We start from the raw sequence: 23,084 nt of genomic DNA, 5'->3' as shown, positions 1-23,084 counted from the left end.
CGGTCCAACGCCTCACCCTTTCACCGCGCCGGCGGTCAACCCGCTAACGATTTGGCGTTGGAAGAACAAAACCAGGAAGAACAGAGGCACCATGGCGCTCACCACCGCCGAAACGGCAAACATCACGTTGCCCTGTTCGCGTATCTGGGTAAGGAAGCTTGCGATTTTGGGCACCATCGTCTGGTTTTCCGAACTCAGAAGCATCGAGGTAATTGCAAAGTCATTATAGGCCAGAAGGAAAGAAAATAGCCCGGTCGTAATGACGCCCGGCCACATGACCGGAATTATCACATGCCAGAACGCCTGGAACCGGGTGCAGCCATCGACCATAGCGCTTTCGTCCATATCCTTCGGGATGTTCAGGAAGAACGAGTGCAACATCCAAAGCGTAAACGGCTGATTAATTGCGACCAGTACGACGATTGTGGTCGAGAGTCGTCCCCACAGGTTCCATTCGAAGAATGGCAGTAGGTAGCCTGAGACCAGCGTGATATGCGGCATGGCCCGAAACACGAGTGCTGCGATCAAAAGCCAGAATGCGTAACGATATCCGGAACGCGCCAAGGCATATCCGCCCAAAGTTCCTAGGGTCAGTGAAATAATGACGGTGCAAACAACGACAACAGTCGTGTTCAATACATTTCGCCAGAATTCTTCTTGGATCCAGGCACCGTGATAGCCATTGCCAGTGAAGTTGCTGCCGGTTTCTGCAAGTGTGTAAACGCCGTAGATCGCGTTCCGCCAATCGGCCTTGGAAAAGAAATCGCCCTGTACCTTGAAAGATCCCCAGACCGTCCAGACAAACGGCCCGATCGCGATCATCAGCCAGAAGATGATCATCGAGGTCGCGAACCACGTCAGCAGACGCGGTGATTTGTTAGCCGCTGACGCCATCACACCGCCCTCCGGTTAAAGTCCCGCCAGGTCTTGATCAGCACTGGTGTCAGCAGGATGGCAACGCCGAGGATTGTTAGCATCGAAGTCGCTGCGGCCGAGCCGAAGAGTTTATCCTGCCCCGAAAGGTCGTTGTAGATGATCCAACTGAGCGATCTGGCCTTGGCTTCGGCCGAGAAGGACACGATGGGTTCAAGGACGCGGAAATTGTCCATCAGTTGCATCAAGGTGATGAAGACCAGAAGCGGCATCATGTAGGGAACGATGACATAGCGGACCTGTTGAAACCTGCTTGCCCCGTCGATCTTCGCAGCTTCGAGAGTATCCGTGGGAACCGTCTGTAACCCCGCGTAGAACACAACGAAGGCAAAGGGCGTCGAATGCCAGACGCCGTAGACCATCAGCATGATCCAGGTGAGCGGTGCCGAAGCTTTCAGGCTAAGATCAGGATCGTCAAAGATGATCTGCAGCGTAGCCCCGATGATGCCGTCTGCGTCTACCATCCAAAAAAGGATCAAGCCCCCGATCAGAGGTGTCACGATCATCGGCAAGAGCGAGGCAAAGATTGTCGGCCCCTTGGTGACTTTTGGAAGGCGGTTCACACCCAGAGCTATCAATAGACCAAAGACGATCACCAACGGTGTGACGACGAAGGTATAGGCAAGCGTGAAGAAAAGCGCCTTGTAGAACGGCAGGTTGTAAACCCCCGAGATGAATCCCCCGAAAGATTCAGATGCTGACCAGATCCCGCTCACTTCGTCAAAGGCCAGATGCCCACGGTTTGTGTAGGTTCCCAAGCCGTTATAACGCCCGAGAGGTGCGTCGACCTTCAACGCGTCGGTTGCTTCCAGATCGACTTGTAGAATCGTGGTACATGTGAAGGGCCCGCAATTCTCGACCTCACGCATGACCTGTTCATGTTCAACAAAGAACGACTGCATCGCTACCGACACGATCGGCAGGGCAATGAACAGGATCATTGCCAGGAATGATGGCCAGATAAATCGTGCAAAAGTTCCGTGCGGCATAGCGAAAACCCGACAAAGTTGTGCGCGGCGCAGAAAGAGCGCCGCGCACTATTTGAGTGTTTACTTGAGGAACCCTTGTTCCTTTGCAGCAGCGGTATAAGCCGCCTCGATGTCAGCTAGGGTTTGTTCAGCGCTTTCGTTGCCCTGCAGGAAGTCTGGCACCTCTTGGAAAAATGCCGAATGCAGAAGCCCCATGTAGGGCAGCATCGGATAAGGCTCGGCACCGGCACCTGCGACGGCCGCGACGCCCTCAGCAGCGACGCCAGGTTTGTAGCTTTCCATCAACCAAACGGCCTTGTCGTTATTAGCCATGACCATGTCATCAGAGATGCCATTGACCATCGCAATGAAAGTAGCTTCAGCATCTTCATCGCTGATATTCGCGGCGATGGTGAAACCGTCCCACCAGAGCGATGACGCTGGCGTCGAACCGCCCGCAACAGTCATCGCACCGGCAGGCATCGTCGCCGCAACGATTTCAGGTCTAGAACCCTCGTCGTCGAGCAGACCACCCACCGACGATCCCCAGATGACAGCAATTGCTAACTCGCCCGATTCCCAAAGCGGCACGACTGCGCCAGTATTGTAGGTCAGGAAGTCAGGGTTGGAATATTCCATCAGCGATTTCAGCATGTTCAGCGTCGCGACGCCTGCTTCGTTGTTGATGGACACCTCAGCCGTGCCGGGCTTGAAAAATTCGCCGCCGTGACCGAGATACATGTTCACGACCTCTTCGCCGAGGTTCCAATCCGATTTGGTCAGCATTGCGAAAGGGTATTCCATGATGCCAGCCGCGCGGATGGCTTCGGCAACATCAAGCACCTCTTCGTAGGATGTCGGCACCCCTTTGCCGACCTGGTCAAGAATGTCCTGGCGCACGATCAGATGCTGTGCATTGGCCATGAAGGCAATCGCCATGATCTTACCATCAACACGAATTAGCTGGTTTGGTTGCAAATTCTGACCGTGCTTGGCGACGAGATCATCCAGCGGGCGTATCAGCCCATCATTCAACAAAGGAACGATGGACGAGTTCGCTACGATTTTAGTCGTATACTCAGCCGGATTGGCCGTGAGCGCTGCAACCTGTATTTCATTGTGCTTGGTCGAGTGGTTCTTCGAGAATTCCGCCCCCTCTCCGACGCACGCTTCGGCGTTATCGACAACCGCATGCAGCGCTGGAAAGTCGTTGGCAAGGATTCTGACGCTTCCGCTGGTAACCGGACAATCAGCGAACGCAGCCCCGACCGTCATTCCAAGCGCAGTTGAAGTAACTGCCAGACGAGTGATGATAGACATGTTTTTCTCCCTGGGTTCGACCTCGTTGGGTCAGCTTAGAAGCAGATACGAGCAGTTTGGTCGCTCGACATCGCATACGTATGCGATGTCGACTATACTCGATTCTCTTAAAATATCAAAACCTCAATCCAATCCGGTCAGCAGGCGTTGTCGCGCAATAAGATCGACACCTAATTGTTCAAGAAAGTGCAGATGATCAATGAAGTTCCAATTTTCAGCGATTTTGTCACCCTCCCGCCGATAGAGGTCGACAACGCGCATCGTCGCCTTCTTCTCGGACTTCGGGGCAAGCCCGATATATCCCCCAAGCGAGGTCACATCAAATGTGGGCCAACCGAAGAATCCACCATAGTGGCCTTCTGCGAACTCCGTTCGGTGACCGAAAAAGTCGCCCCACTTCAAGCCTTCTTCGAAGGGAACGCAATGCTGCTCAAGATAGCGTTCCTGTGTGTAGGGTGCACCGATGCCGCCTGGCCCCCACCAGATCATGTCTTCCTTCCAATCCAACGACAGATCCGTGTTTGTTGTGTGAACATCTTCCGCCAGCAAACGGTCGATCATCCTGAGAAACAGCTTCAAAGTCTTTTCGCCTTCGCTCGAAGGTTGGCTGTTGAAAAGCAGGCCGTCATGCGTGCGCGGCCCGGGCGTCACCATCGTCGCGGCGGTCGACGGCGGAAGTGCTTCGGCCCGCACCTGCGCCATCAGATTCAGCACATCTAGGAACATCGTTGTTTCGGTTATCTTGCCGTCCACAACCAGGCTGAATTCTGCGTATCTGAGCATTGTTGACTGTCGGGTCGGACGCATTCCGAGAAACGGCTGATCGAACAGACCAAGAAGGTGCCCCATAGAAGCGACCCAAACGCCAGGTTCATCGCTCAGGTGATTGTAGCCTGCAAAAAATATGTCCGGTCTGCGTTGAAGGGGAGAAAACGAACTTCGCAATGGGCCCCAAAAATTCTTGTCGGCATCTTCGGCGCCGACGCATTCCCGGAACGGTGCAGTGAACTGAAAACTGCAATTCGCGCTGGTTTCGACCGAAAGCCCTTCAGCAAGCGCAAACTTCGGTGCAGTGTCTATGTGCCGCTGATGCGACAAGACTGTCTTCTTGGCTGCGTCTAATGCGCTCTCACGTCGATCCATTGGTGCCCTTTTTTCTACAAATTACCGCTTTCACTCTATCCCAAAAGAACACCCCGAAAATGGTATCAACGCCAACCTTACCTGAAAGGGACTCCCGTCAGCTTTGGTGGACGATAGGGAAGAGCATGCGCCACGACTTCACGCATGATACTAGCTTCTAATTTCCACTTTGAACTAGGCTGAGAGAATAACCGCATCAAATTTTCGGATCCCGTTGTGGCGCTTTCCCTGCTTTCGCGATGCTCACTAAGGTGGACCTCGGGTCGCGAATGCCGATCTTCTACATTGTCCGCGACCTATGAATTGATGATTCCAGATTTGCTGCAATATGTTTGAACGGCCGGTTTTCTCGCCGCGTTGCGACCGCCTAAATTCAGCAACAGCAGAAAAATCTGCGCTGCGTGCGCTCGCAGCAAGAACAGTGAACTCACAGGAAGGGCTCACTGCCGCCGAATGCATCGGCAGAAATGGTGTTCTCCGCAGACTTCCGAGAGCAGGCATTCACTCCGCTTGTAAGATTACAACGTCAGCGCGGTGCAGATGTCTGGGCGTGGGGGGAATCGGAGGGCAAAACATACAAAGAGTCCAGCTTCCCGCTGTCACCCCGAACCGCAAAGCTTGAAACAAAGGCCGGATTCTCGGTCAGAAAAGACCGCTCTTGCCGAAACAGGTCAGGACGATCCGTGCGCAGCTCAAACTAGCGGGCTACCTACGCGATCTTGCGCTGTTCAATGTGGCGATTAATAGCAAGCTTCGCGGATGCGATTTGGTTAAACTGGCCGTCACCGACTTGGTGAGGGATGATCGCGTTCGCGGACGCGTGTCCGTTATCCAAGGCAATACTAAGCGGCCCGTTCAGTTTAAGCTCTCTGAAAACACGCGAATGCCATTGCCTCTTGAACCAAGGCTACCCCGTGCGACTTGATGATTAACCTCAGAAAAACTCGCGCATAAAGTCAAAGGCTCACGTCAGCTCTCCAAAAGAAAAACAGCGGCCCGTTAGAGCCGCTGTTTTCCGAATTTCAGTTCTGTCCGGATCAATCCAGTGTCCGGGTGACCTCTTCGCGCTCGAAGATTTCGATGACGTCTCCGGCGCGGATATCGTCATAGTTCTCGAATGCCATACCGCATTCCTGACCCGACTGAACCTCGGCCACTTCGTCTTTGAAGCGCTTCAGCGTCTTCAGCGTGCCTTCGTGGATCACCACGTTGTCGCGCAGCAGGCGGACACCTGCGGAACGACGCGCCACGCCTTCTGTAACCAGACAGCCAGCAACCTTGCCAACGCCTGTAACCTTGAAGACTTCGCGGATCTCGGCATAACCGATGAACTTTTCGCGGATCTCGGCGCTCAACAGGCCTGATGCGGCGGCTTTCACGTCGTCGACCAGATCGTAGATCACCGAGTAGTAGCGGATTTCCACGCCCTTTTGATTCGCCGTGTTCCGCGCCGAGGCATTGGCACGCACGTTGAAGCCCAGGATCGGGGCGCCGGATGCTTCGGCCAGGCCGACATCGGTTTCGGTGATTGCACCAACGCCCGAGTGCAGCACGCGTACACGTACTTCGTCATTGCCGATCTTTTCCATCGCCTGAACGATGGCTTCGGCAGAACCTTGCACGTCCGCTTTCATCAGGATTGGCAGCTCAGTGACGTTTTCGTCTTCCTTGGCCTTCTGCATCAGCTGTTCAAGGGTGGTCGCGGCACCGGCGGCGGCGCGTTTGTCCTTGGCGGCTTGCTCACGGTAGGCGGCGATTTCACGCGCCTGCGCTTCGGTCTCGGTGACGTTCAGAACGTCCCCGGCCTCGGGCGTGCCGTTCAGACCCAGAACCTCAACCGGAACCGAGGGGCCAGCTTCTTTGACGCGCTCGCCCTTGTCGTTGATCAGTGCACGGACTTTACCGTATTGCTCACCCACAACAAAGATATCGCCCTGACGCAATGTACCGGTTTGAACCAGAACGGTAGCAACAGGTCCACGGCCCACATCCAGCTGCGCCTCGATCACGGCACCCTGGGCGGCGCGATTCGGGTTGGCTTTCAGCTCAAGAATTTCGGATTGCAACGCGATGGCTTCCAGCAGCTCGTCCAGACCCTGACCGGTGATGGCGGACACTTCGACGTCCTGAACCTCACCCGACATTTTCTCAACGATGACTTCGTGCTGCAGCAGATCGGTGCGAACCTTGTCCGGGTTCGCATCCGGCTTGTCGACCTTGTTGATCGCAACGATCATCGGGACACCCGCCGCTTTGGCGTGGTTGATCGCCTCGATCGTCTGCGGCATCACCGCGTCATCCGCAGCAACAACCAGAACCACGATATCCGTGACCTGTGCCCCGCGCGAACGCATCGAGGTAAAGGCCGCGTGGCCCGGCGTATCCAGGAAAGACAGCGTTGTGCCGCCATCGGTTTTCACCTGATAAGCGCCAATATGCTGGGTAATACCCCCGGCCTCACCCGCCACAACGCGAGCGTCGCGGATCGCGTCCAGCAACGAGGTCTTACCGTGGTCAACGTGACCCATGATGGTAATGACCGGCGGACGCGACTGCAGATCGCCTTCGCTGTCTTCGATCTCTTTGATGACGTCCTCGACGTCAGAGGCCGAGACGCGCGTGACCTTGTGGCCAAATTCTTCGATGATCAGTTCCGCAGTATCAGCGTCAATGGTCTGGTTCTGCGTGACCATCATGCCCATGTTCATCAGCGATTTGACAACGTCCGCTACACGCTCGGCCATACGGTTGGCCAGCTCGGACACGACAATCGCCTCGGGCAGCTGTACGTCACGGATAACCTTTTCCCGCTCGACCGCGCCGCCCATGGCTTTCTGACGCGCGCGCTCTTGCTTACGCTTCATGGCTGCCATCGAACGCTGGCGGTTGCCTTCACCACCGGTCGCCTGACCCAGAGTCAGCTTGCCTGAACGGCGGTTATCGTCACGGCCCTTGGTGCGCGTGCCGCGCTGTTCACGCTCGCGATCCTGCTTGCGTGGCGTTGCTGCGGGCGCAGGCTTGCTGGCCGGGCTGCGGGCGGCTTTTGGCTCTTCAGGAGTCGGGGTCGCCGCGACACGCTTAGCGGCATCTTCAGCCTCTTTGCGCTTGCGTTCTTCCTCTTCGGCCTTGGCGCGCGCGCGTTCTTCGGCCTCGCGCTGTTCGCGCTCTTTGGCCTCTAGTTCCGCACGGCGACGGGCACGCTCTTCCTCGCGCGCTTTTTCAGCGGCCTGACGCTCGGCGGCCTCTTCGACCTCACGCGCCTTGGCAGCCTGCAGCGCCTTCATCCGGCGCGCCATTTCCACGTCGGAAATCCCGGCTGGACGACGCGACGGATCACCTGATGGCGTAGCTCCACCACCGGTTTTGGCCGCACCCGGCTTGGGGACCACCACGCGTTTGCGTTTGGTTTCCACCACGACATTCTTGGTACGTCCGTGGCTGAAACTCTGTTTCACATTTCCGGGGCGCGCCCCGCCACGAAGACCCAATGTCTTTTTGCCGTCACTATCGCTCATAAAGCTTCTTACCCTTCCGCGCGGCCCTTGCCGCCGTCATCCGTTTCGCGCAAGCCATGCAGGCGCTGCGCTTCCTCTACAACACGTTTGGCGAGTCCGCCAGAGGCCAAGGCCGCATGAATCACGGTTTGGCGCCCAAATGCCGCCCCAAGTTCGTCTGCGGTCAACCAGCCGATGTATTTCCCAAAGTGCGGCGTGCTGAGTTTCGACTTGCCGCGCCCCGATCCATCGGACGCCTGAAGCAATACCTGGGCCTCATCCCGGTCCAGCATTGCCTTGACCTTTTCATAGCCAGCAACCGCATCACCGGACTTGCGCGCGAGGCTCAAAAGCTCGATCACGCGCCGCGCAATCTGATTTTCAACCTCATCGGCCAGATCCTTTGACACAGTGACCTGCGCCTTGAACCCCCGCGCGAACAATTTCTTGCCGATGGCTTTGTCCAACGCGCTGCGGTCGGCCGAGACATAAACACCGCGCCCCGGCAGTTTTGCCGCGACATCAGGAAAGACCTGACCGTCTGGCCCGACCACAAAGCGGATCAGCCCATATCTAGGCTGAACCTCGCCAGTGGCAATGCACTTGCGTTCGGGTCCGTCAGACCGATCCTTATGGACGCCACCGCGACCCATGTGCGCCACCCGAAGCCTGCGATCAGGCCTCGGCTTCCTCGTCGGCCGCTACGCCGTCTTCTTCAGCCTGCTCCAGTTCGGCAGGATCAACCCAGCCCAACATGATGCGTGCGGTCATGACCAGATCCTGCGCCTCTTCCAGCGTTATGCCAAAAGGCTCCAGAACGCCGTCATCCTTGATACGCTCACCATCAACTGTGGTCCAACCACCAGCCAGTTCCCAGTCAGCGCAGGTGGCAAAATCTTCCAACGTTTTCACGTCGTCCTTGGCCAGCGCCTCTACCATCTGGGGTGTCAGACCTTCGAATTCAATAAGGCTGTCCTCGACACCCAGCTCACGCGCTGCATCCAGCGCCGCTTTGGCCTGTGCTTCCAAGTGTTCACGCGCACGGGTCTGCAGTTCCTGCGCGGTGCCATCGTCGACGCCGTCAATGACCAACAGCTCGTCGAGCTCGACATAAGCGACTTCTTCCAAGTTGGTAAACCCTTCCGAGACCAGCAGCTGCGCAAAGAACTCGTCCAGATCCAGGCTTTCCATGAACAGGCTGGTGCGGGCTTCGAATTCTTTCTGACGGCGCGCCGATTCTTCGGCCTCGGTCATGATATCAATGTCCAGATTGGTAAGCTGGCTGGCCAAACGCACATTCTGACCGCGACGGCCAATGGCAAGGCTCAGCTGTTCTTCGGGAACCACAACTTCGATCTTGCCCGCTTCTTCATCCAGAACAACCTTGGACACCTCGGCAGGCTGCAGCGCGTTCACCAGGAAGGTGGGCTGATCTTCGTTCCATGGAATGATGTCGATCTTTTCGCCCTGCAGCTCATTCACGACGGCCTGCACACGGCTGCCGCGCATACCAACGCAGGCACCGACAGGGTCGATCGAGCCGTCATAGGAAATGACAGCGATCTTGGCGCGCGATCCGGGATCACGCGCAACAGCTTTGACCTCGATTATGCCGTCATAGATTTCCGGCACTTCCATCTTGAACAGTTCAGCCATGAATTCAGGCGCGGTGCGCGACAGGAAGATCTGGTGGCCACGAACCTCGCGGCGAACTTCCTTGATATAGGCGCGCACACGGTCATTGGGGCGATAGCTTTCGCGGCCAATCTTGTCGTTGCGGCGCAGAACAGCCTCGGCACCGCCCAGATCGACGATGACATTGCCAAACTCTTCGCGCTTGACCGCTCCGTTGATGATGGTACCTGCGCGATCCTTGAAGTCTTCGTACTGGCGATCGCGCTCGGCTTCGCGGACCTTCTGCAGAATCACCTGCTTGGCGGATTGCGCCGCGATCCGGCCCATTTCGACTGGAGGCACTTCTTCGACATAGACGCTACCGACTTCCGGCGCTTCCATGTATTGCTTGGCCTGCTCGACGGTCATCTCGGCCTGATAGTTCTCAAGCTCCTCATCCTCAACCACGGTGCGGACACGGGTAAAGGTCGCCTTGCCGGTCTTGCGGTCGATGCTGACGCGGATATCCATCTCGGCGCCGTAGCGGCTTTTGGCGGCACGGGCGAGCGATTCTTCCATCGCTTCGACAACCAGACCGGGGTCGATCATCTTTTCGCGGGCCACGGCCTCGGCGGTCTGCAGCAGCTCCAGCTGGTTGGCTGAGGTGATTGCCATCAGTTCGTCTCCTCTTCGGACCCTTCGGTCTCAATCTCGTCGAAAGCGTTTTCGTTCAGGGCACCGGCGTCCTTGCGCTGGCGCAGCATCTCTTTGATCAGATCATCGGTCAGGACCAGCTTGGCATCGCTTAGCCAGTCAAACTGCAAGCCGATGGTGATCGTCTCATCTCCCTCGGAGATATTGATCAACACCTCATCACCTTCGGTCCCGGCCAGCTCACCTTTGAAGCGGCGACGGCCGTCGATCAGTTCGGCGGTTTCAATCTTTGCCTCATAGCCCTCGAACATCTCAAAATCCTTGAGACGTGTCAGAGGCCGGTCGATGCCGGGGCTGGACACTTCCAGCGCATAGGCGTCAAGGATCGGATCTTCGACATCCAACGTGGCACTGACTGCGTTCGATATCTCGGCGCAATCATCCACTTCGATGCCACCATCGGGCTTGTCGGCCATGATCTGCAAGGTGGTCTGCTTGCCGCTCATCAGGCGGATACGGACCAGCTCATACCCCAGATCTTCGATCACTGGGGTGATGATCTCGGCCAGTCTCCGATCGATGGCAGCTTTGGCTATCAGTTCGTTTGTCATCAGCTACTCTACCCTGTCAGTCGGGCACAAAAAAACGGGCGCGCGGCCCGTCGAAATTCCCGGTGGAGCCCCAGACCAGAAGTCTGACACGCCGCTGTTGCAACTGCATATACGCAGGGTTTCCCGAGTCTGCAACCCCCGGCAGGAACCCTGACCGGAATTTACGCCAACCACCACCGTTCAGCGATGCGTCCGTCGTCCAGCGCGCGCGCGCCGCCGATCTGCTGGGGCATACCAACATGAGCAGCAGCAGCCAGCGCAATATCCGATTCGCTGGGGTGAAGGCGCAGACCGCGCAGTCCATTCAAGCCTTCGGATGATGGCAGGGCAGCAATATCCACATAGCCATCCCGCAATGCTTCGGCCCGGACGCGGGCATCAGGAATGACGATAATCTCAAAAGCATCCGCCCAGCCGGCCTGAGTGCTCTTATAATGGTCAACGACTTTGCGGCCCAGAAAGTGGCGATCATCCTCAGCCCGTTCGACACGGTAGCATCCGGTGCCATTGGCGATCTGCAGCGGTTTGACGCTCTGACCAGCCCGCGGGATGACAAATTGACTTTCGGCCAGCAGGAAAGGCAGGCCGGGATTAGGTTTGGCCAGTTCAAGGTGCAGCCGGTTAGGGGCCAGCGCTTCGGCGCGCCCGACTTCGGCCAAAACCGCCATCACATCAGCGATATCCAATGCTACGCCGTCGTGGAACACCGCATCATCGCGCAGATCAAACGTCCAGATCCGGGCATCCGTATCGGTCTGCCATCCTGTTGCCAGCTCACCTCGCAAGGTACCGTCCGGTGCGATTTCGGTCAGCGTGTCAAACACCGCCCCCCGTGTAACCTGTTCAAGACTGTCGTCACGCGGCACCGCAAGCCGCAGGGTTCCGCCCGGCTTGGGCGTATTCGCCAGTGACACACCTGTTGCGGCCAACAGCGCCGCAGCGGCACCTGATGCAAACAACGCGCGGCGGTCAATGCGGGTCATGCTACCCCCTCGGCCACGCGGTTCATAATGCGGACCAGTTCGGCACTGATGCCGGGTTCAGACAGGGCATGGCCCGCCTGACGCACCATCTTCAGCTCGACATTCGGCCAGCGCTCGGCCAGGTTCCAGGCAGAATGCGGTGGGCAGATCATGTCATAGCGGCCCTGAACGATATGGCCGGGAATATGAGCGATCCGATCCATCTGCTCCAGAATCTGCCCGTCCTGATCAAGGAAAGCCCGATTGATGAAATAGTGATTCTCAAGCCGGGCAAAGGCGCGCGCATACTCACCCGGGCTTTCTCCGGTGGATCCGTTCGAATGGATTGACGCCAGCGCATTTTCCCAGGCGGACCAGGCCCGTCCGTACAGAACCTCAGTCGCCCGATCCCCTGAGAACAGGCGTTTGTTATAGGCCCCAATCGCATCGGAAAGCTCTGTCTCGGAGAGCAGAGCGGTGAACTTGGACCATTGCTCGGGCCAGAACTTGCCCGCGCCACCACCATAGAACCAGTCCAGCTCGGCCTGCGTTGCCAGAAACACGCCGCGCAATATCAGCCTATTCACCCGGTCGGGATGCGCCTGCGCATAGATCAACGCCAGGGTTGCGCCCCAGCTTCCACCGAAAACGGCCCAATCACTGATGTTCAACAGGGTGCGCAGCCGTTCGATATCGGCCACCAGATGCCAGGTTGTGTTGTCTGTGACCGACGCGTGCGGGCGCGAGCGTCCACAGCCTCTCTGATCAAACAGAATCACCCGAAAGACGTCCGGATCGAAATAGCGCCGCATTGCGGGGCTGCATCCGCCACCCGGACCTCCGTGCAACACGACTACCGGCAGGCCATCCGGATTGCCGCATTGTTCCATATAGATAAGGTGACCATCGCCCACATCAACCATGCGCTGATCGAACGGGTCGATCGGCGGGTAAAGATATTGCACTGCGCGCTTTTGGTCCGGGTACTTGTCCATTATGGCCCTATATAGTCCTTAAACGTAAAAGAGCATACGGAGACAGGAATGCAAGCGCATCCGAACACGGTAGACCCGTCCGAGATCGCAAAATTCGAGGCGATGGCCGCCGAATGGTGGGACCCGCATGGGAAATTCAAGCCCCTGCATATGCTGAACCCCTGTCGTCTGGATTATATCACACAGCAAATCGCAGGCGAATTTGACCGTGATCTGAAGGCCCCGCGCCCGTTCGAGGGCCTGCGCCTGCTGGATATCGGATGTGGAGGAGGCTTGCTGAGCGAACCCATGGCTCGCCTTGGCGCCGAGGTCGTGGGCGCCGATGCCGCCGAGGGCAACCTGCCCGTCGCCCGCATCCATGCCGAGCAATCGGGGCTTGGGATCGACTATCGCCACACCACTGCCGAGGCTATGGCCGCCGCAGGTGAGCAGTTTGATGTGATTCTGAACATGGAGGTGGTCGAACATGTGGCCGACCCGCTCAGCTTTCTGACATCCACGCGGGATTTGCTGAAACCCGGCGGACTTGAGATTTGTTCGACCATCAACCGCAACCCGAAATCCTATGCGATGGCCATCTTTGGTGCCGAGGTGATCATGCGCTGGCTGCCGCGCGGCACGCATGAGTGGAACAAGTTCATCACCCCTGACGAGTTGTTCGACCTGTTGCGTCAAGCCGGGTTGGACCCGGTGGACCGCAAGGGTTTCGTATTCAACCCGATCCTGTGGAGCTGGTCGATCTCGGCCCGGGATTTGAGCGTGAATTATGTGACGGCGAGCGTGAAGCCGGGGTAAATTCTACACTACGATGAAAATAATAAGTAACTGGACAAATAAGTGGTTTCTTCCGCTCTATGATCGAAACCCGTTTATTGGAAGCGTGTTGGGCCTAGCGTGCATGTTTATTGCGCTCGTTGCGATTAGCGTGTTGATGCTTGCGATTAGAGAGATCACCGGAATAGCGATACCAATTACCGGGTTTGTATTGGCAACTCTTGTCATCATGTTGATGAAACCAATGTTTATGGTGATGTGCCTAGCGTGCGAATTCCTATGGAGGAACTTTGGGGTTTACTCTCTTCTGAAAGTTAAGGGTTGCCCTATTCGCAACAGCTATGAGCCTAAGGACTAGAGAAAGTCGTCTCGCGCCTTCAAAATTCCAGTACTGGCGCAGAACATCGTTTCCCGCCCCTACTCCCCTTCCAACTGCAACCGCAAATCCCGCAGTACGGGCAGGGTGCTGCGGACCCGCTCCAGCCCCAGCTCTCCGACCACGCGGTTGATCAGCGGCGCAATGGAGGAGATCGCCTGATCCCGAGCACTCCGCCCAGCGGGGCTGATGGCGACCATCTTGCGGCGGGCGTCGTCCCAGTCGGGGCGGATGTGGATATATCCGGCCCATTCCAGCTTGGCCAAGGTATTGGTCATGGCACCTCGGGTCACGTGAAACGTATCGGCTAGCTGTGCCGGGCTGCGTTCGTTGCCGACAAAGACAAGATGGTTCAAAACCGAGAAATGCGAAATTTCCATGCCCCTGGGCAGCACCCGGCTGAGCCGGTTCCGCAATAACTGGTCTGCGGTCAGGATCTCGCTGAACAGCGTGACCGCGAGGGCATTGGTATCGTTTGTCATAGTCCAGATTCTGGATCAGGGGCCGTCAAAGGGACGGACATGTGTCAGCGAAGGCACGCGGCTTCGTGCTTCTGTAACAGAACTATCATCCAAATTGAAAAAGTGAATGCCCTGATCGGTCCCTGCGTCGATGACGACCTCTCCCCATGGGGCGACGACCATGCTGTGACCGTAGGTTTTGCGGGTCTTTCCCCTTGTTTTAGGGTGTTCACCGGTCTGCGCCGGGGCCAACACCCAGCATCCGTTTTCAATCGCCCGCGCCCGCAACAGCGATTTCCAATGGGCCTCACCCGTGACAGGTGAAAAAGCGGCTGGAACCGTCAGAATGCGCGCTCCAGCCTGCGCCAGAGATGCGTACAGTTGGGGGAAGCGGATATCATAACATATACTCAGACCCACCTTGCCGAAATCTGTCTCGGCTATGACCGCCCGTGTGCCGGGACGGTAGTTTTTGGACTCGCGAAACGTCTCGGCCTCGGACACCTGCACGTCGAACATATGAATCTTGTCATACCGCGCCACGATCTGCCCCTGAGGATCAATCATGAAAGACCGATTGGCAAACCGACCATCCGCATCATGTGTTTTGATCGCCAACGAGCCGATCAAAAACCAGATCCCCAGGCTCGCGGCCTGCTCGCGCAGCCCCGCAAGTGTCAGGTCTTCTTCTTCGTATTGCAGGATTTCCCGCTGCTGTGTGGACGAGGTGGACACGCAATTCGTCACCTCGGGCGTCAGAACGAACCGTGCACCCTGCCCTGCCGCTTCGGACATCAGGGCGCGCACCATTTTCAGGTTTTCAGCCGGATCATCCGACGAGGTGATCTGAAGCAGGGCGCTCTTCATCAGGCCGCCAGCAAACCGTCCAGCTTGCCCTGACGTTCCAGCTCATACAGGTCGTCGCATCCACCCACATGCTGCGATCCGATAAAGATCTGGGGTACGGTGCGCTTGCCACCGGCGCGCTGGATCATTTCAGGTTTGCGTTTTGGGTTCCTCAGCACATCGACTTCCTGAAACTCGACGCCCTTCTGATTCAACAGCCGTTTTGCAGCGTGACAGAAGCCACAGAGCGGCGAGGTATATATTTCTACCGATTTCATATTCCGTACCTTTGGGTTTCGCACAATCCTGGGCGAGTTAGCTATCCTTGGCAACGCGCGCTAGGGTCAACACAAAAATATGATTTGCCCCGGATGCACGACAGACACGTGCACATGAGGTCAATGTTGCGCCTGATGTCATGACATCATCGACCAGCAGAATATCGCGCCCCTGCATCTGCCGAAGCCGCCTGGGATGCGCTGCAATCGCATTCTCCAGCGTTTCCATGCGCTGTGCGGCTGTTTTTCCATCCAAAACCGGCGTTCTTGTCCGTCGGACCAGAAGGTCCGGACAGGCCTCCAACCCGGTTTGCCGCCCCAGATGCTGCGCTAACAGGGCGGATTGGTTGTACCTGCGTTTCAGCAACCGGGACCAATGCAGCGGTACCGGCACGATCAGCATGTCCTCGCGAAACAAATCCCGACCCGCCAGGGCCATCCAGCGCGCCGCAGGGCGTGCAAGCTCGGGCCGGTCCCCATGTTTCAGAGCCAGAATCAGGGATCGCGCCTTGCCATCATACAAAAGCGCAGACCGCCCATCGCGCCAGGGGCGCGGCGTTTTCATACAGTCATCACATTCGATTCGGTGGCCATCAGCCTCACCCGGCAAGGGCACGCCGCAGCTTTCACATACAGCGCCACCGATAAAGGGCGTTTCACGCCAACAGGAGCCACAGAGGCCGAAATCCGCCTCGGTCAAATCACCGCATCCCAGACAGCGCGGGGGATAGATCATCTGGACAGCGGTTTGAATCCGCTGCCACATGCGATAGTTGCGCCCTATGAAACTGCCTGATTCCAACGCACCCTCACTGTTCGACCGCGCAATCCTTGCACGGCGTCGGTCCCGCGCACGGGAAGATGCCTTGTTCTTGCACCGCGCCGCAGTTGACGAGGTTCAGGATCGGCTCGCCTTGGTTAATAAAAGCTTTACGGACCCGGCGATCGTGACCCCTTTTGCGCAAGTCTGGCAGGATGTGTTGCCAATGGCGCGGATCATCCCGGATAACGAGGTGCTGGACCTGACCCCCGGTGCCCATGATCTGGTGATCCATGCCATGGCTTTGCACTGGGCCAATGATCCGGTTGGGCAGTTGATCCAGTGTCACCGCGCGCTGAAGCCTGATGGGCTGTTGCTGGTGATCTGTCTGGGCGGTGAAACCCTGCAGGAACTGCGCGCCGCACTTGGGCAGGCCGAGGTTGAGGTCTCGGGCGGCCTCAGCCCCCGCATCGCGCCTATGGCCGAGCTGCGCGATCTGGGCGGGTTGCTGCAACGCGCCGGACTGGCCCTGCCGGTTGCTGATACCGCGCGGCTGACGGCGGAATATCGCGATCTGACCCACCTGATGCATGACCTGCGGGCAATGGGTGAAACCAACAGCCTGCAAAACCGCATGAAACACCCCACAAACCGGCAGGTCTTTGCCCGGGCGCAAGACATCTATGCCAATCATTTCAGCACTGATCAAAAACGCCTCAAGGCGACATTCGAGCTGGTCTGCCTAACCGGCTGGTCGCCCGATGAAAGCCAGCCAAAACCGCTGCGTCCGGGCTCGGCCCAGATGCGGCTTGCGGATGCTCTGGGCGCAAGCGAAGGCAAACTGTCCGATTGACGAATGCGGAATTCCGGTTATCTCAGCCCGAAGCAAAGACATCTCAGGAAGTGAAACATGTTTGACGCCACACGCCCCGATCATGCCCCGGCGGATCACCCCAAAGTCAAAACGGGCCGCGTCGGCATCCTGCTGGCCAATCTCGGCACCCCCGACGATTACAGCTATTGGCCCATGCGCCGTTATTTGAACGAGTTTCTGTCGGACCAGCGCGTGATCGACTATCCCAAGTGGAAATGGCAGCCAATCCTGCAGGGGATCATCCTGACCAAACGGCCCTTCAGCTCGGGTGAGGCGTACAAGTCGATCTGGAACCACGACAAGGGCGAAAGCCCGCTGATGACGATTACCAAGGGCCAGACCGCCAAATTGCGTGACGCGATGCAGGCACGCTATGGCGACAAGGTCATGGTGGAATTCTGCATGCGCTACGGCAACCCATCGACAAAATCAAAAGTCCGGGAAATGGTCGCGGCAGGCTGCGACCGGGTTCTGTTCTTTCCACTGTACCCACAATACGCAGGCGCCACGACCGCCACGGCCAATGACCAGTTTTTCCGCGCTCTGATGGATGAGACGTGGCAACCCGCCAGCCGTACCGTGCCCGCCTATTTTGACGAACCCGCCTATATCGACGCATTGGCGGGCTCGGTTAAAAAGGCCTATGCCGCGATGGTGGACAAACCGGACGTACTGGTCTGTTCCTACCACGGCATGCCGGAACGCTACCTGCAACAAGGCGACCCCTATCACTGCCAATGCGCAAAAACGACTCGGTTGCTGAAAGAAAGGTTGGGCTGGTCGGACGACCAGCTTGTATCGACCTTCCAGTCACGATTCGGCCCGGAAGAATGGCTCAAGCCATATACGGTCGACCATGTGGCCGAGCTGGCAAAACAGGGTAAGAAGAAGATCGCCGTTATCGCACCAGCGTTTTCCTCCGATTGCATCGAAACGCTGGAAGAGATCAACGAAGAGATCAAAGAGAGTTTCGAGGACGCGGGCGGCGAAAGCTTTACCTATATCCCATGCCTGAACGATGACGAATCGCACATAGCGGCCCTGGGCAAGGTGATCGAGGATAATTTGAAGGGTTGGCTGGACTAAGCCACCCAGTCGACTAGGCGCAAAAAAAGGCGGTGGAAAGCTCCACCGCCTTTTCTTTAGATATCGCTTGTCGAATTAGCTTGCTGCAACAGCTGCGGCAACAACAACCAACAGGATCAGCGGCAGGATGATGCCGTTTGACGAACCCTGAGTTTCTTCAACAACAACAGGTGCTTCAACAACCGGCTCTTCCAGGTTGCCTGCATAAGCGGTCGAAGCAGCAGCAGTCAGTGCAGCGGCGAGAACGAGTTTCTTCATATTAACCTCCAGGATACGCACGGTTCCGTATAGTGAAACCATGCACTCAAGACTTACCTCGTGTTTTTTTCTAATCAGCTATCCAACTGGAATGCAAATGGAAGTTGCGTCACAAGCGGGTACCTGCGCGGAAATGTCGTCAAATTAGCAACACTTGCGTGCCAACCTTGGCCATTGAGAACAGTTCGGCAATATCGTTGTTGAAAAGACCGATGCACCCATTCGAAGATCGACGCCCGATTTTGCGCGTATCATGGGTTCCGTGAATTCGGTAATATTTCCAGCTTAGATATAAAGCATGTGTTCCCAATGGGTTATCCGGACCCGGCGGGATATAGTCTGGCCATTCCGGATTTCTTTTCTTCATCGAAGGTGTTGGCGACCAGCTTGGGCCTTCGACCTTGCGGATCACGCTGGTCCGGCCGCGGCGCGTCAGCTCTTCGGTCAGGGGAACCGACGACGGGTATAGTTTGTACACCGATTGATCGTCCGACCAGTAGTGCAGCGCGCGCGACACAGTATCGACAAGGATAGCTCCGTTTTTCGTATTCGAAAAATAGGGCTGCCAGTCCAGAGCTCTGAAGCCAGAGATATTCCGGCGCACCGCGGGTTCTGGTTCCGCAGCAGGGCGCAAAGGGTCCCCTGCCGTGTACTGAGCAATCGCCGGAGAGGCGACAAGGGCGGAAACACCTGCAACGAATCCACGTCGGGTTGTATGAGTAATGCTTTTCTTGACCATGACCGGAGGTCCTTTTGACAGAAAATCTAAAAATCCTGTGCATTTTATTGCCAGAATGCTTCAGTCGCAATTGAAACCGGCAGAATCACGCAGAACAAAGCCATTGTGCGTTTGCCCACAGCCTTCTGTCACGCTATGCCGTATGGCAACACAATAATCAGGTCGATCATGACGCGCATCATTTCATTACTGCTTGCTAGCTTTATTGCACTGGCCGCCTGTACGCCGGGTGGATCCCCAACCTATGGGGCAGATGGGCGCCCCCTGCCAACGGTGTACAAGATCCGTGGCAATCCAGAAAAGCTGCAATTCCGGATGTTGGATTCGGTTAACGCCCTCCGCCAGGCATCGGGCCTTCAGCCGGTACAACTGAATGCTCAGCTCAATGCCGCGGCCGCCACCCATTCCAAGGATATGGCGCGACAGAATCGGCCCTGGCACTTTGGCTCGGACGGATCTTCGCCGTTGGATCGGGCGACGCGCGTCGGCTATTACGGCACCTTCCTCGGCGAGGCGATCTCGGAAACCTATGAGACCGAGACTGAAACGCTGGCCGCCTGGATGCAGGAACCCGGACCGCGAAATGTCATCATGGATGCCAAAGCTACTCAGATGGGCTTTGCCTGGCACCAGGAGAACGGCGGGAAAATCTGGTGGACCCTGGAAATGGGAACCGGCGGTTAAAACGCAAAAGCCCCCGAAAACTGGGGGCTTTTTTATTGCCTTTGGGGCAGTTAAGCCGCCTGGACCGACTGCGCCTCGGTCAGAATTGCATAGAGCTTGACCGGATCAGGATTGGCGCGCAGCTTTGCGCAAACCGACGTATTGCGCAGCGTTCTGGACACCAGCGCAAGCGCCTTTAGGTGGTCCACACCTGCCTCTTCCGGGGCAAACAACGCAAAAGCGACATCAACCGGCTGGCGATCTACCGCACCGAAATCAATCGGCTTTTCCAGCATTACGAAAACGCCAGCCACTTCGGCCAGATCACCCAGCCGCGCATGTGGCAGGGCGACTCCATGACCAACGCCTGTTGGGCCAAGGCTCTCCCGCTCGAGCAGGCCATCCACAACAACCTGCGCGTCAAGACCAAGGGCCCCCTCGGCAACATCGCCGATTTCCTGAAACAACCGCTTCTTGCTGGAAGCGGCGGACAATACACGTACCGCCTCGGGCTTCAGTATGCTCGAAAGCTCCATGATCACGCTCCATGGCCTTGCCCCTGCTTGCACAGGGGCTTGCCTTGCTATTCTTGCCTGTTACGGATCAATCCAGCCAATGTTGCCGTCCTCACGGCGATACACGACATTCAATCCGTCCTTGTTTTCATTCCGGAACACCAGCACCGGGGCGCCGGCTAGTTCCATCTGCATTACGGCTTCACCAACACTCAACGATGGGATCTTGGTTTCCATCTCAGCCACGATCATCGGCTGCAGCGTTTCAGGTTCATCAGCCGACTCTGATTCGTCAGAGGCGAGGATATAAGAGGAAGCACCAAAGAGTTCAACCGGCTCGGATCGGTCCTTGTGATGGTCCTTGAGGCGGCGCTTATACCGGCGCAACTGCGTTTCCATCTTGTCACAGCAGGCCTCGAATGCTGCGTAGATTTCGATAGCGTGGGCCTTGGCCTGCGCAGTCAGGCCGGTCGAAAGATGCACGGTGGCTTCGCAAACATACTCATGCGCAGAACGGGAAAAGACGACATTGGCGTCGGTCGGGCGCTGGGCATATTTTCCAACAACCTCCCCTAGCTCGGTCTGCACATGGGTCTGCAGTGCCTCGCCGATGTCGATCTGTTTTCCGCTAATTTGGTAACGCATGTGATCTCCTTCACAATTCACACCCATTTTGACGCTGCGTTACGCAGCGCACGTGTTTTTATCGGGTGGGGGATATCGGCATATTCCGCAGTTGCTGAGAAACGTACCCCTTAGCAAAGGTGCACCGCGATCCCGACTGGAACTGAAGAAATGCCATAACCCAATTGAGGCAAGAGACGGCGGCAGAGTCAATCAAAACAGGCGTGTATATACGTGATTTCAGCCATGCGCTGGGCGCAATTCCGCGCAAGCCTATGAAATACGGAAGTTTTCGCCCAAATAGACCCGGCGGACATTTTCGTTCTCGACGACTTCATCCGGCGTGCCCGACATCAGCACCTGACCATCATGCAGGATATAGGCCCGGTCCACAATTTCCAGCGTTTCGCGCACGTTATGGTCAGTGATCAGCACGCCGATGCCGCGCTTTTTCAGGTCCGCTACCAGATGGCGGATATCGCCGACGCTGATCGGGTCCACGCCTGCAAACGGCTCGTCCAGCAACAGATATTTCGGATCAGCCGCAAGACAACGGGCAATTTCGACACGGCGACGCTCGCCACCGGACAATGCCAATGCCGGGGCGCGGCGCAGATGTTCGATCGAAAAATCGGACAACAGCTCTTCCAGCCGCTCTTTCCTGCGATGGCTGTGCTTCACGGTGATGTCCAGAACGGCGGCAATGTTGTCCTCGACACTCATCCCGCGGAAAATCGACATCTCTTGTGGCAGATATCCGATCCCAAGCCGCGCGCGCCTATACATCGGTAGGGTCGTCACGTTTTGGCCGTCAATGGTCACAGTGCCAGCTTCGGGAAAGACAAGCCCGGCGACCGAATAGAACGTTGTGGTCTTGCCTGATCCGTTCGGACCCAACAAGGCAACCACCTCGGACCGGCCCAACGTCATCGAGACTTCGCGTATCACGGTCTTCTTACGGTATGATTTCCGAAGTTTCTCGATCCTGAGGCCGGAACCGCCTTCGGCCACAGACAAATTCGGACGCTCCATCAGTTGCTATCCGGATTCAGAATGGTTTTGACGCGGCCAGTCATCTTTGCCGTTCCGGTCGTCAGATTGGCATTCATCTGATCGCCGCTGATAACGCTGGGGCCTTGCGTCAAAAGCACATTTCCGCGCATCACGATTTCGCCCGAGTCGATTGTGTATTCGGCCCAGTCGCCTTCGGCTGCATCAGGCGGGCTGACAAGAACCACATCATTTGTCGCCTCCATCCGCTCGATTCCGGACCTGTCAGCGTTGTAGATGACCAGGACCCGCTCGGCGGTCAGGCGCATCTCACCCTGCACGATCAGGACGTTACCGATAAACTCGGCCGTGCCGTCTTCTTGATTGACGTTTAGGGATTCCGAGGTGACCTCGACCGGCTGGCTTGGATCCGCCTTGGCTGACCCGAAGGCGACCTGCGTTTCCTGTGCCGACGCCGAAAAGGCACCGACCATCAGCGCAAAACTAACAACAGCAAATCGCAAATCAATCACGGCTTATCTTTCTGTTTTTTCAGGCTCGTATACCAGCTTAACACCATCTGTAAAAAGAATATGGACCGGCCCATCCTTTTTTTCGGTTCCAAATGTCATCCGTCCCGCGGAAAAATCACCGATGATGCCGGTGCCATCGACCTGACCCGGAGTGTCGCCGCGGATTTCATCCAGAGAGGTATTCAGAAGATCAGTTCTGACCTGAATTCCGTCCGTCGTCGTTATCAGGACATCCCCAACAAACGTTGCGGAATTCTTGTCCGGGCGGATCATACCGGAATTTGAATCCATCGTTATGATGCCGCCATTCAACAATCCCAACCGCCCTCTAAATTCGGCAGTCGTGGGCAATGACCCTTCGCGCCCCTGGGTCGCTTGGGCCGCCTGAATTTGAACTTCCTCGCCTTTTCTGGTTGTTCCAAGATAATGGGGTTGGGTCACCACTTGGTCAGCCAGACGTTCATCTATGTCTTTTTGGGTAAACGGAACGGACACGCTGGTTTCGATGCTGCGTGACAGCAGGAAAACCGTCGACAGCAGCACAATGGCTGCCAAAGGCAGCAACACCTTCAGAAATTGCACCATCCGGGAATGTCCGTCCATCGAACGCCCC

Annotated in this window: 25 protein-coding genes; 4 read left to right on the top strand and 21 right to left on the bottom strand. The window is 56.9% G+C overall.

Annotated elements, in window-relative coordinates:
- Positions 1 to 12 precede the first annotated feature (12 nt).
- The 10 genes from AC2FLE_RS12520 to pip all read right to left on the bottom strand — a co-directional run bounded on the left by AC2FLE_RS12520 (position 13) and on the right by pip (position 12,694).
- Positions 13 to 894: a carbohydrate ABC transporter permease gene (locus AC2FLE_RS12520; RefSeq protein ID WP_496697402.1), complete on the bottom strand. Its 882-nt coding sequence runs from the start codon at positions 892 to 894 to the stop codon at positions 13 to 15.
- Positions 894 to 1,922 (bottom strand): carbohydrate ABC transporter permease, encoded by a 1,029-nt coding sequence (locus AC2FLE_RS12515; protein WP_281973841.1) that lies wholly within the window; start codon positions 1,920 to 1,922, stop codon positions 894 to 896. The genes AC2FLE_RS12520 and AC2FLE_RS12515 overlap by 1 nt, the downstream gene beginning before the upstream one ends.
- 60 nt (positions 1,923 to 1,982) lie before the next feature.
- The gene (locus AC2FLE_RS12510) at positions 1,983 to 3,221 is read right to left on the bottom strand and encodes an ABC transporter substrate-binding protein (RefSeq protein WP_496697400.1); all 1,239 of its coding nucleotides are present in this window, start codon (positions 3,219 to 3,221) and stop codon (positions 1,983 to 1,985) included.
- A 123-nt stretch (positions 3,222 to 3,344) separates the two neighbouring features.
- Complete coding sequence (locus AC2FLE_RS12505) at positions 3,345 to 4,070, bottom strand: ester cyclase (protein WP_496697398.1); 726 nt, start codon at positions 4,068 to 4,070, stop codon at positions 3,345 to 3,347.
- 1,331 nt (positions 4,071 to 5,401) lie between these two features.
- A complete protein-coding gene (gene infB, locus AC2FLE_RS12500) occupies positions 5,402 to 7,879 on the bottom strand; it encodes a translation initiation factor IF-2 (RefSeq protein WP_496692727.1) in 2,478 nt (825 codons plus the stop codon).
- A gap of 8 nt (positions 7,880 to 7,887) precedes the next feature.
- Positions 7,888 to 8,511 carry an RNA-binding protein gene (locus AC2FLE_RS12495; protein WP_496697396.1) on the bottom strand — a complete coding sequence of 208 codons (624 nt, stop codon included), beginning with the start codon at positions 8,509 to 8,511 and terminating at the stop codon, positions 7,888 to 7,890.
- A gap of 22 nt (positions 8,512 to 8,533) precedes the next feature.
- Positions 8,534 to 10,147 (bottom strand): transcription termination factor NusA, encoded by a 1,614-nt coding sequence (gene nusA, locus AC2FLE_RS12490; RefSeq protein WP_271950779.1) that lies wholly within the window; start codon positions 10,145 to 10,147, stop codon positions 8,534 to 8,536.
- Positions 10,147 to 10,737: a ribosome maturation factor RimP gene (gene rimP, locus AC2FLE_RS12485; protein WP_496697395.1), complete on the bottom strand. Its 591-nt coding sequence runs from the start codon at positions 10,735 to 10,737 to the stop codon at positions 10,147 to 10,149. The genes nusA and rimP overlap by 1 nt, the downstream gene beginning before the upstream one ends.
- A 161-nt stretch (positions 10,738 to 10,898) precedes the next feature.
- Positions 10,899 to 11,720 carry an ABC transporter substrate-binding protein gene (locus AC2FLE_RS12480; protein WP_496697393.1) on the bottom strand — a complete coding sequence of 274 codons (822 nt, stop codon included), beginning with the start codon at positions 11,718 to 11,720 and terminating at the stop codon, positions 10,899 to 10,901.
- Complete coding sequence (pip, locus tag AC2FLE_RS12475) at positions 11,717 to 12,694, bottom strand: prolyl aminopeptidase (RefSeq protein WP_496697391.1); 978 nt, start codon at positions 12,692 to 12,694, stop codon at positions 11,717 to 11,719. The genes AC2FLE_RS12480 and pip overlap by 4 nt, the downstream gene beginning before the upstream one ends.
- Positions 12,695 to 12,742: 48 nt before the next feature.
- Between pip and ubiG the strand changes: the two genes are divergently transcribed.
- Positions 12,743 to 13,489, top strand: a complete 747-nt coding sequence (ubiG, locus tag AC2FLE_RS12470; RefSeq protein ID WP_496697389.1) for a bifunctional 2-polyprenyl-6-hydroxyphenol methylase/3-demethylubiquinol 3-O-methyltransferase UbiG — start codon at positions 12,743 to 12,745, stop codon at positions 13,487 to 13,489.
- A gap of 396 nt (positions 13,490 to 13,885) precedes the next feature.
- Here the strand turns inward: ubiG and AC2FLE_RS12465 are convergent, their stop codons facing one another.
- From AC2FLE_RS12465 to AC2FLE_RS12450, 4 genes are read right to left on the bottom strand one after another with little or no spacing between them, the layout of a single operon-like run.
- Positions 13,886 to 14,326 carry a MarR family winged helix-turn-helix transcriptional regulator gene (locus tag AC2FLE_RS12465; RefSeq protein WP_142638269.1) on the bottom strand — a complete coding sequence of 147 codons (441 nt, stop codon included), beginning with the start codon at positions 14,324 to 14,326 and terminating at the stop codon, positions 13,886 to 13,888.
- Positions 14,327 to 14,341: 15 nt separating this feature from the next.
- Complete coding sequence (locus AC2FLE_RS12460; protein ID WP_496697387.1) at positions 14,342 to 15,172, bottom strand: carbon-nitrogen hydrolase family protein; 831 nt, start codon at positions 15,170 to 15,172, stop codon at positions 14,342 to 14,344.
- On the bottom strand, positions 15,172 to 15,429 hold the full coding sequence (gene grxC / locus AC2FLE_RS12455; protein ID WP_142638273.1) for a glutaredoxin 3: 258 nt from the start codon (positions 15,427 to 15,429) through the stop codon (positions 15,172 to 15,174). The genes AC2FLE_RS12460 and grxC overlap by 1 nt, the downstream gene beginning before the upstream one ends.
- A 37-nt stretch (positions 15,430 to 15,466) precedes the next feature.
- Positions 15,467 to 16,195, bottom strand: a complete 729-nt coding sequence (locus AC2FLE_RS12450) for a ComF family protein (protein ID WP_496697385.1) — start codon at positions 16,193 to 16,195, stop codon at positions 15,467 to 15,469.
- Positions 16,196 to 16,211: 16 nt separating this feature from the next.
- On the opposite strand from AC2FLE_RS12450, the gene AC2FLE_RS12445 reads away from it, so the two are divergent.
- On the top strand, positions 16,212 to 17,042 hold the full coding sequence (locus AC2FLE_RS12445) for a methyltransferase domain-containing protein (RefSeq protein WP_496697383.1): 831 nt from the start codon (positions 16,212 to 16,214) through the stop codon (positions 17,040 to 17,042).
- Positions 17,043 to 17,099: 57 nt separating this feature from the next.
- Entirely contained in the window at positions 17,100 to 18,149 is a 1,050-nt protein-coding gene (gene hemH, locus AC2FLE_RS12440; RefSeq protein ID WP_496697381.1) for a ferrochelatase, read from the top strand.
- Between the two features lie 75 nt (positions 18,150 to 18,224).
- Here the strand turns inward: hemH and AC2FLE_RS12435 are convergent, their stop codons facing one another.
- Together AC2FLE_RS12435 and AC2FLE_RS12430 are read right to left on the bottom strand one after the other, a co-directional pair.
- Positions 18,225 to 18,407, bottom strand: coding sequence for a hypothetical protein (locus AC2FLE_RS12435; protein ID WP_142638281.1), 183 nt, complete (start codon positions 18,405 to 18,407; stop codon positions 18,225 to 18,227).
- Positions 18,408 to 18,546: 139 nt separating this feature from the next.
- On the bottom strand, positions 18,547 to 19,146 hold the full coding sequence (locus AC2FLE_RS12430) for a L,D-transpeptidase (RefSeq protein WP_496697379.1): 600 nt from the start codon (positions 19,144 to 19,146) through the stop codon (positions 18,547 to 18,549).
- A gap of 168 nt (positions 19,147 to 19,314) precedes the next feature.
- On the opposite strand from AC2FLE_RS12430, the gene dalA reads away from it, so the two are divergent.
- Complete coding sequence (gene dalA / locus AC2FLE_RS12425; protein WP_496697377.1) at positions 19,315 to 19,830, top strand: divisome-associated lipoprotein DalA; 516 nt, start codon at positions 19,315 to 19,317, stop codon at positions 19,828 to 19,830.
- A gap of 50 nt (positions 19,831 to 19,880) precedes the next feature.
- Here the strand turns inward: dalA and AC2FLE_RS12420 are convergent, their stop codons facing one another.
- From AC2FLE_RS12420 to AC2FLE_RS12400, 5 genes are all read right to left on the bottom strand, one after another.
- Positions 19,881 to 20,345 (bottom strand): PTS sugar transporter subunit IIA, encoded by a 465-nt coding sequence (locus AC2FLE_RS12420; protein WP_142638287.1) that lies wholly within the window; start codon positions 20,343 to 20,345, stop codon positions 19,881 to 19,883.
- 60 nt (positions 20,346 to 20,405) lie between these two features.
- Complete coding sequence (hpf, locus tag AC2FLE_RS12415; protein WP_271950796.1) at positions 20,406 to 20,969, bottom strand: ribosome hibernation-promoting factor, HPF/YfiA family; 564 nt, start codon at positions 20,967 to 20,969, stop codon at positions 20,406 to 20,408.
- A 252-nt stretch (positions 20,970 to 21,221) separates the two neighbouring features.
- On the bottom strand, positions 21,222 to 21,980 hold the full coding sequence (gene lptB, locus AC2FLE_RS12410) for an LPS export ABC transporter ATP-binding protein (protein ID WP_142638291.1): 759 nt from the start codon (positions 21,978 to 21,980) through the stop codon (positions 21,222 to 21,224).
- On the bottom strand, positions 21,980 to 22,432 hold the full coding sequence (locus AC2FLE_RS12405; protein WP_142638458.1) for an LptA/OstA family protein: 453 nt from the start codon (positions 22,430 to 22,432) through the stop codon (positions 21,980 to 21,982). Before AC2FLE_RS12405 ends, lptB begins: the two co-directional genes overlap by 1 nt.
- Positions 22,433 to 22,474: 42 nt before the next feature.
- Positions 22,475 to 23,074 carry an LPS export ABC transporter periplasmic protein LptC gene (locus AC2FLE_RS12400; RefSeq protein ID WP_496697374.1) on the bottom strand — a complete coding sequence of 200 codons (600 nt, stop codon included), beginning with the start codon at positions 23,072 to 23,074 and terminating at the stop codon, positions 22,475 to 22,477.
- Positions 23,075 to 23,084 lie beyond the last annotated feature (10 nt).

The sequence above is a fragment of the Ruegeria sp. CDSA077 genome, assembly GCF_059612265.1.
Note: the sequence above shows the minus strand (reverse complement) of the source record. Positions and strands in the feature narration are given on the sequence as shown.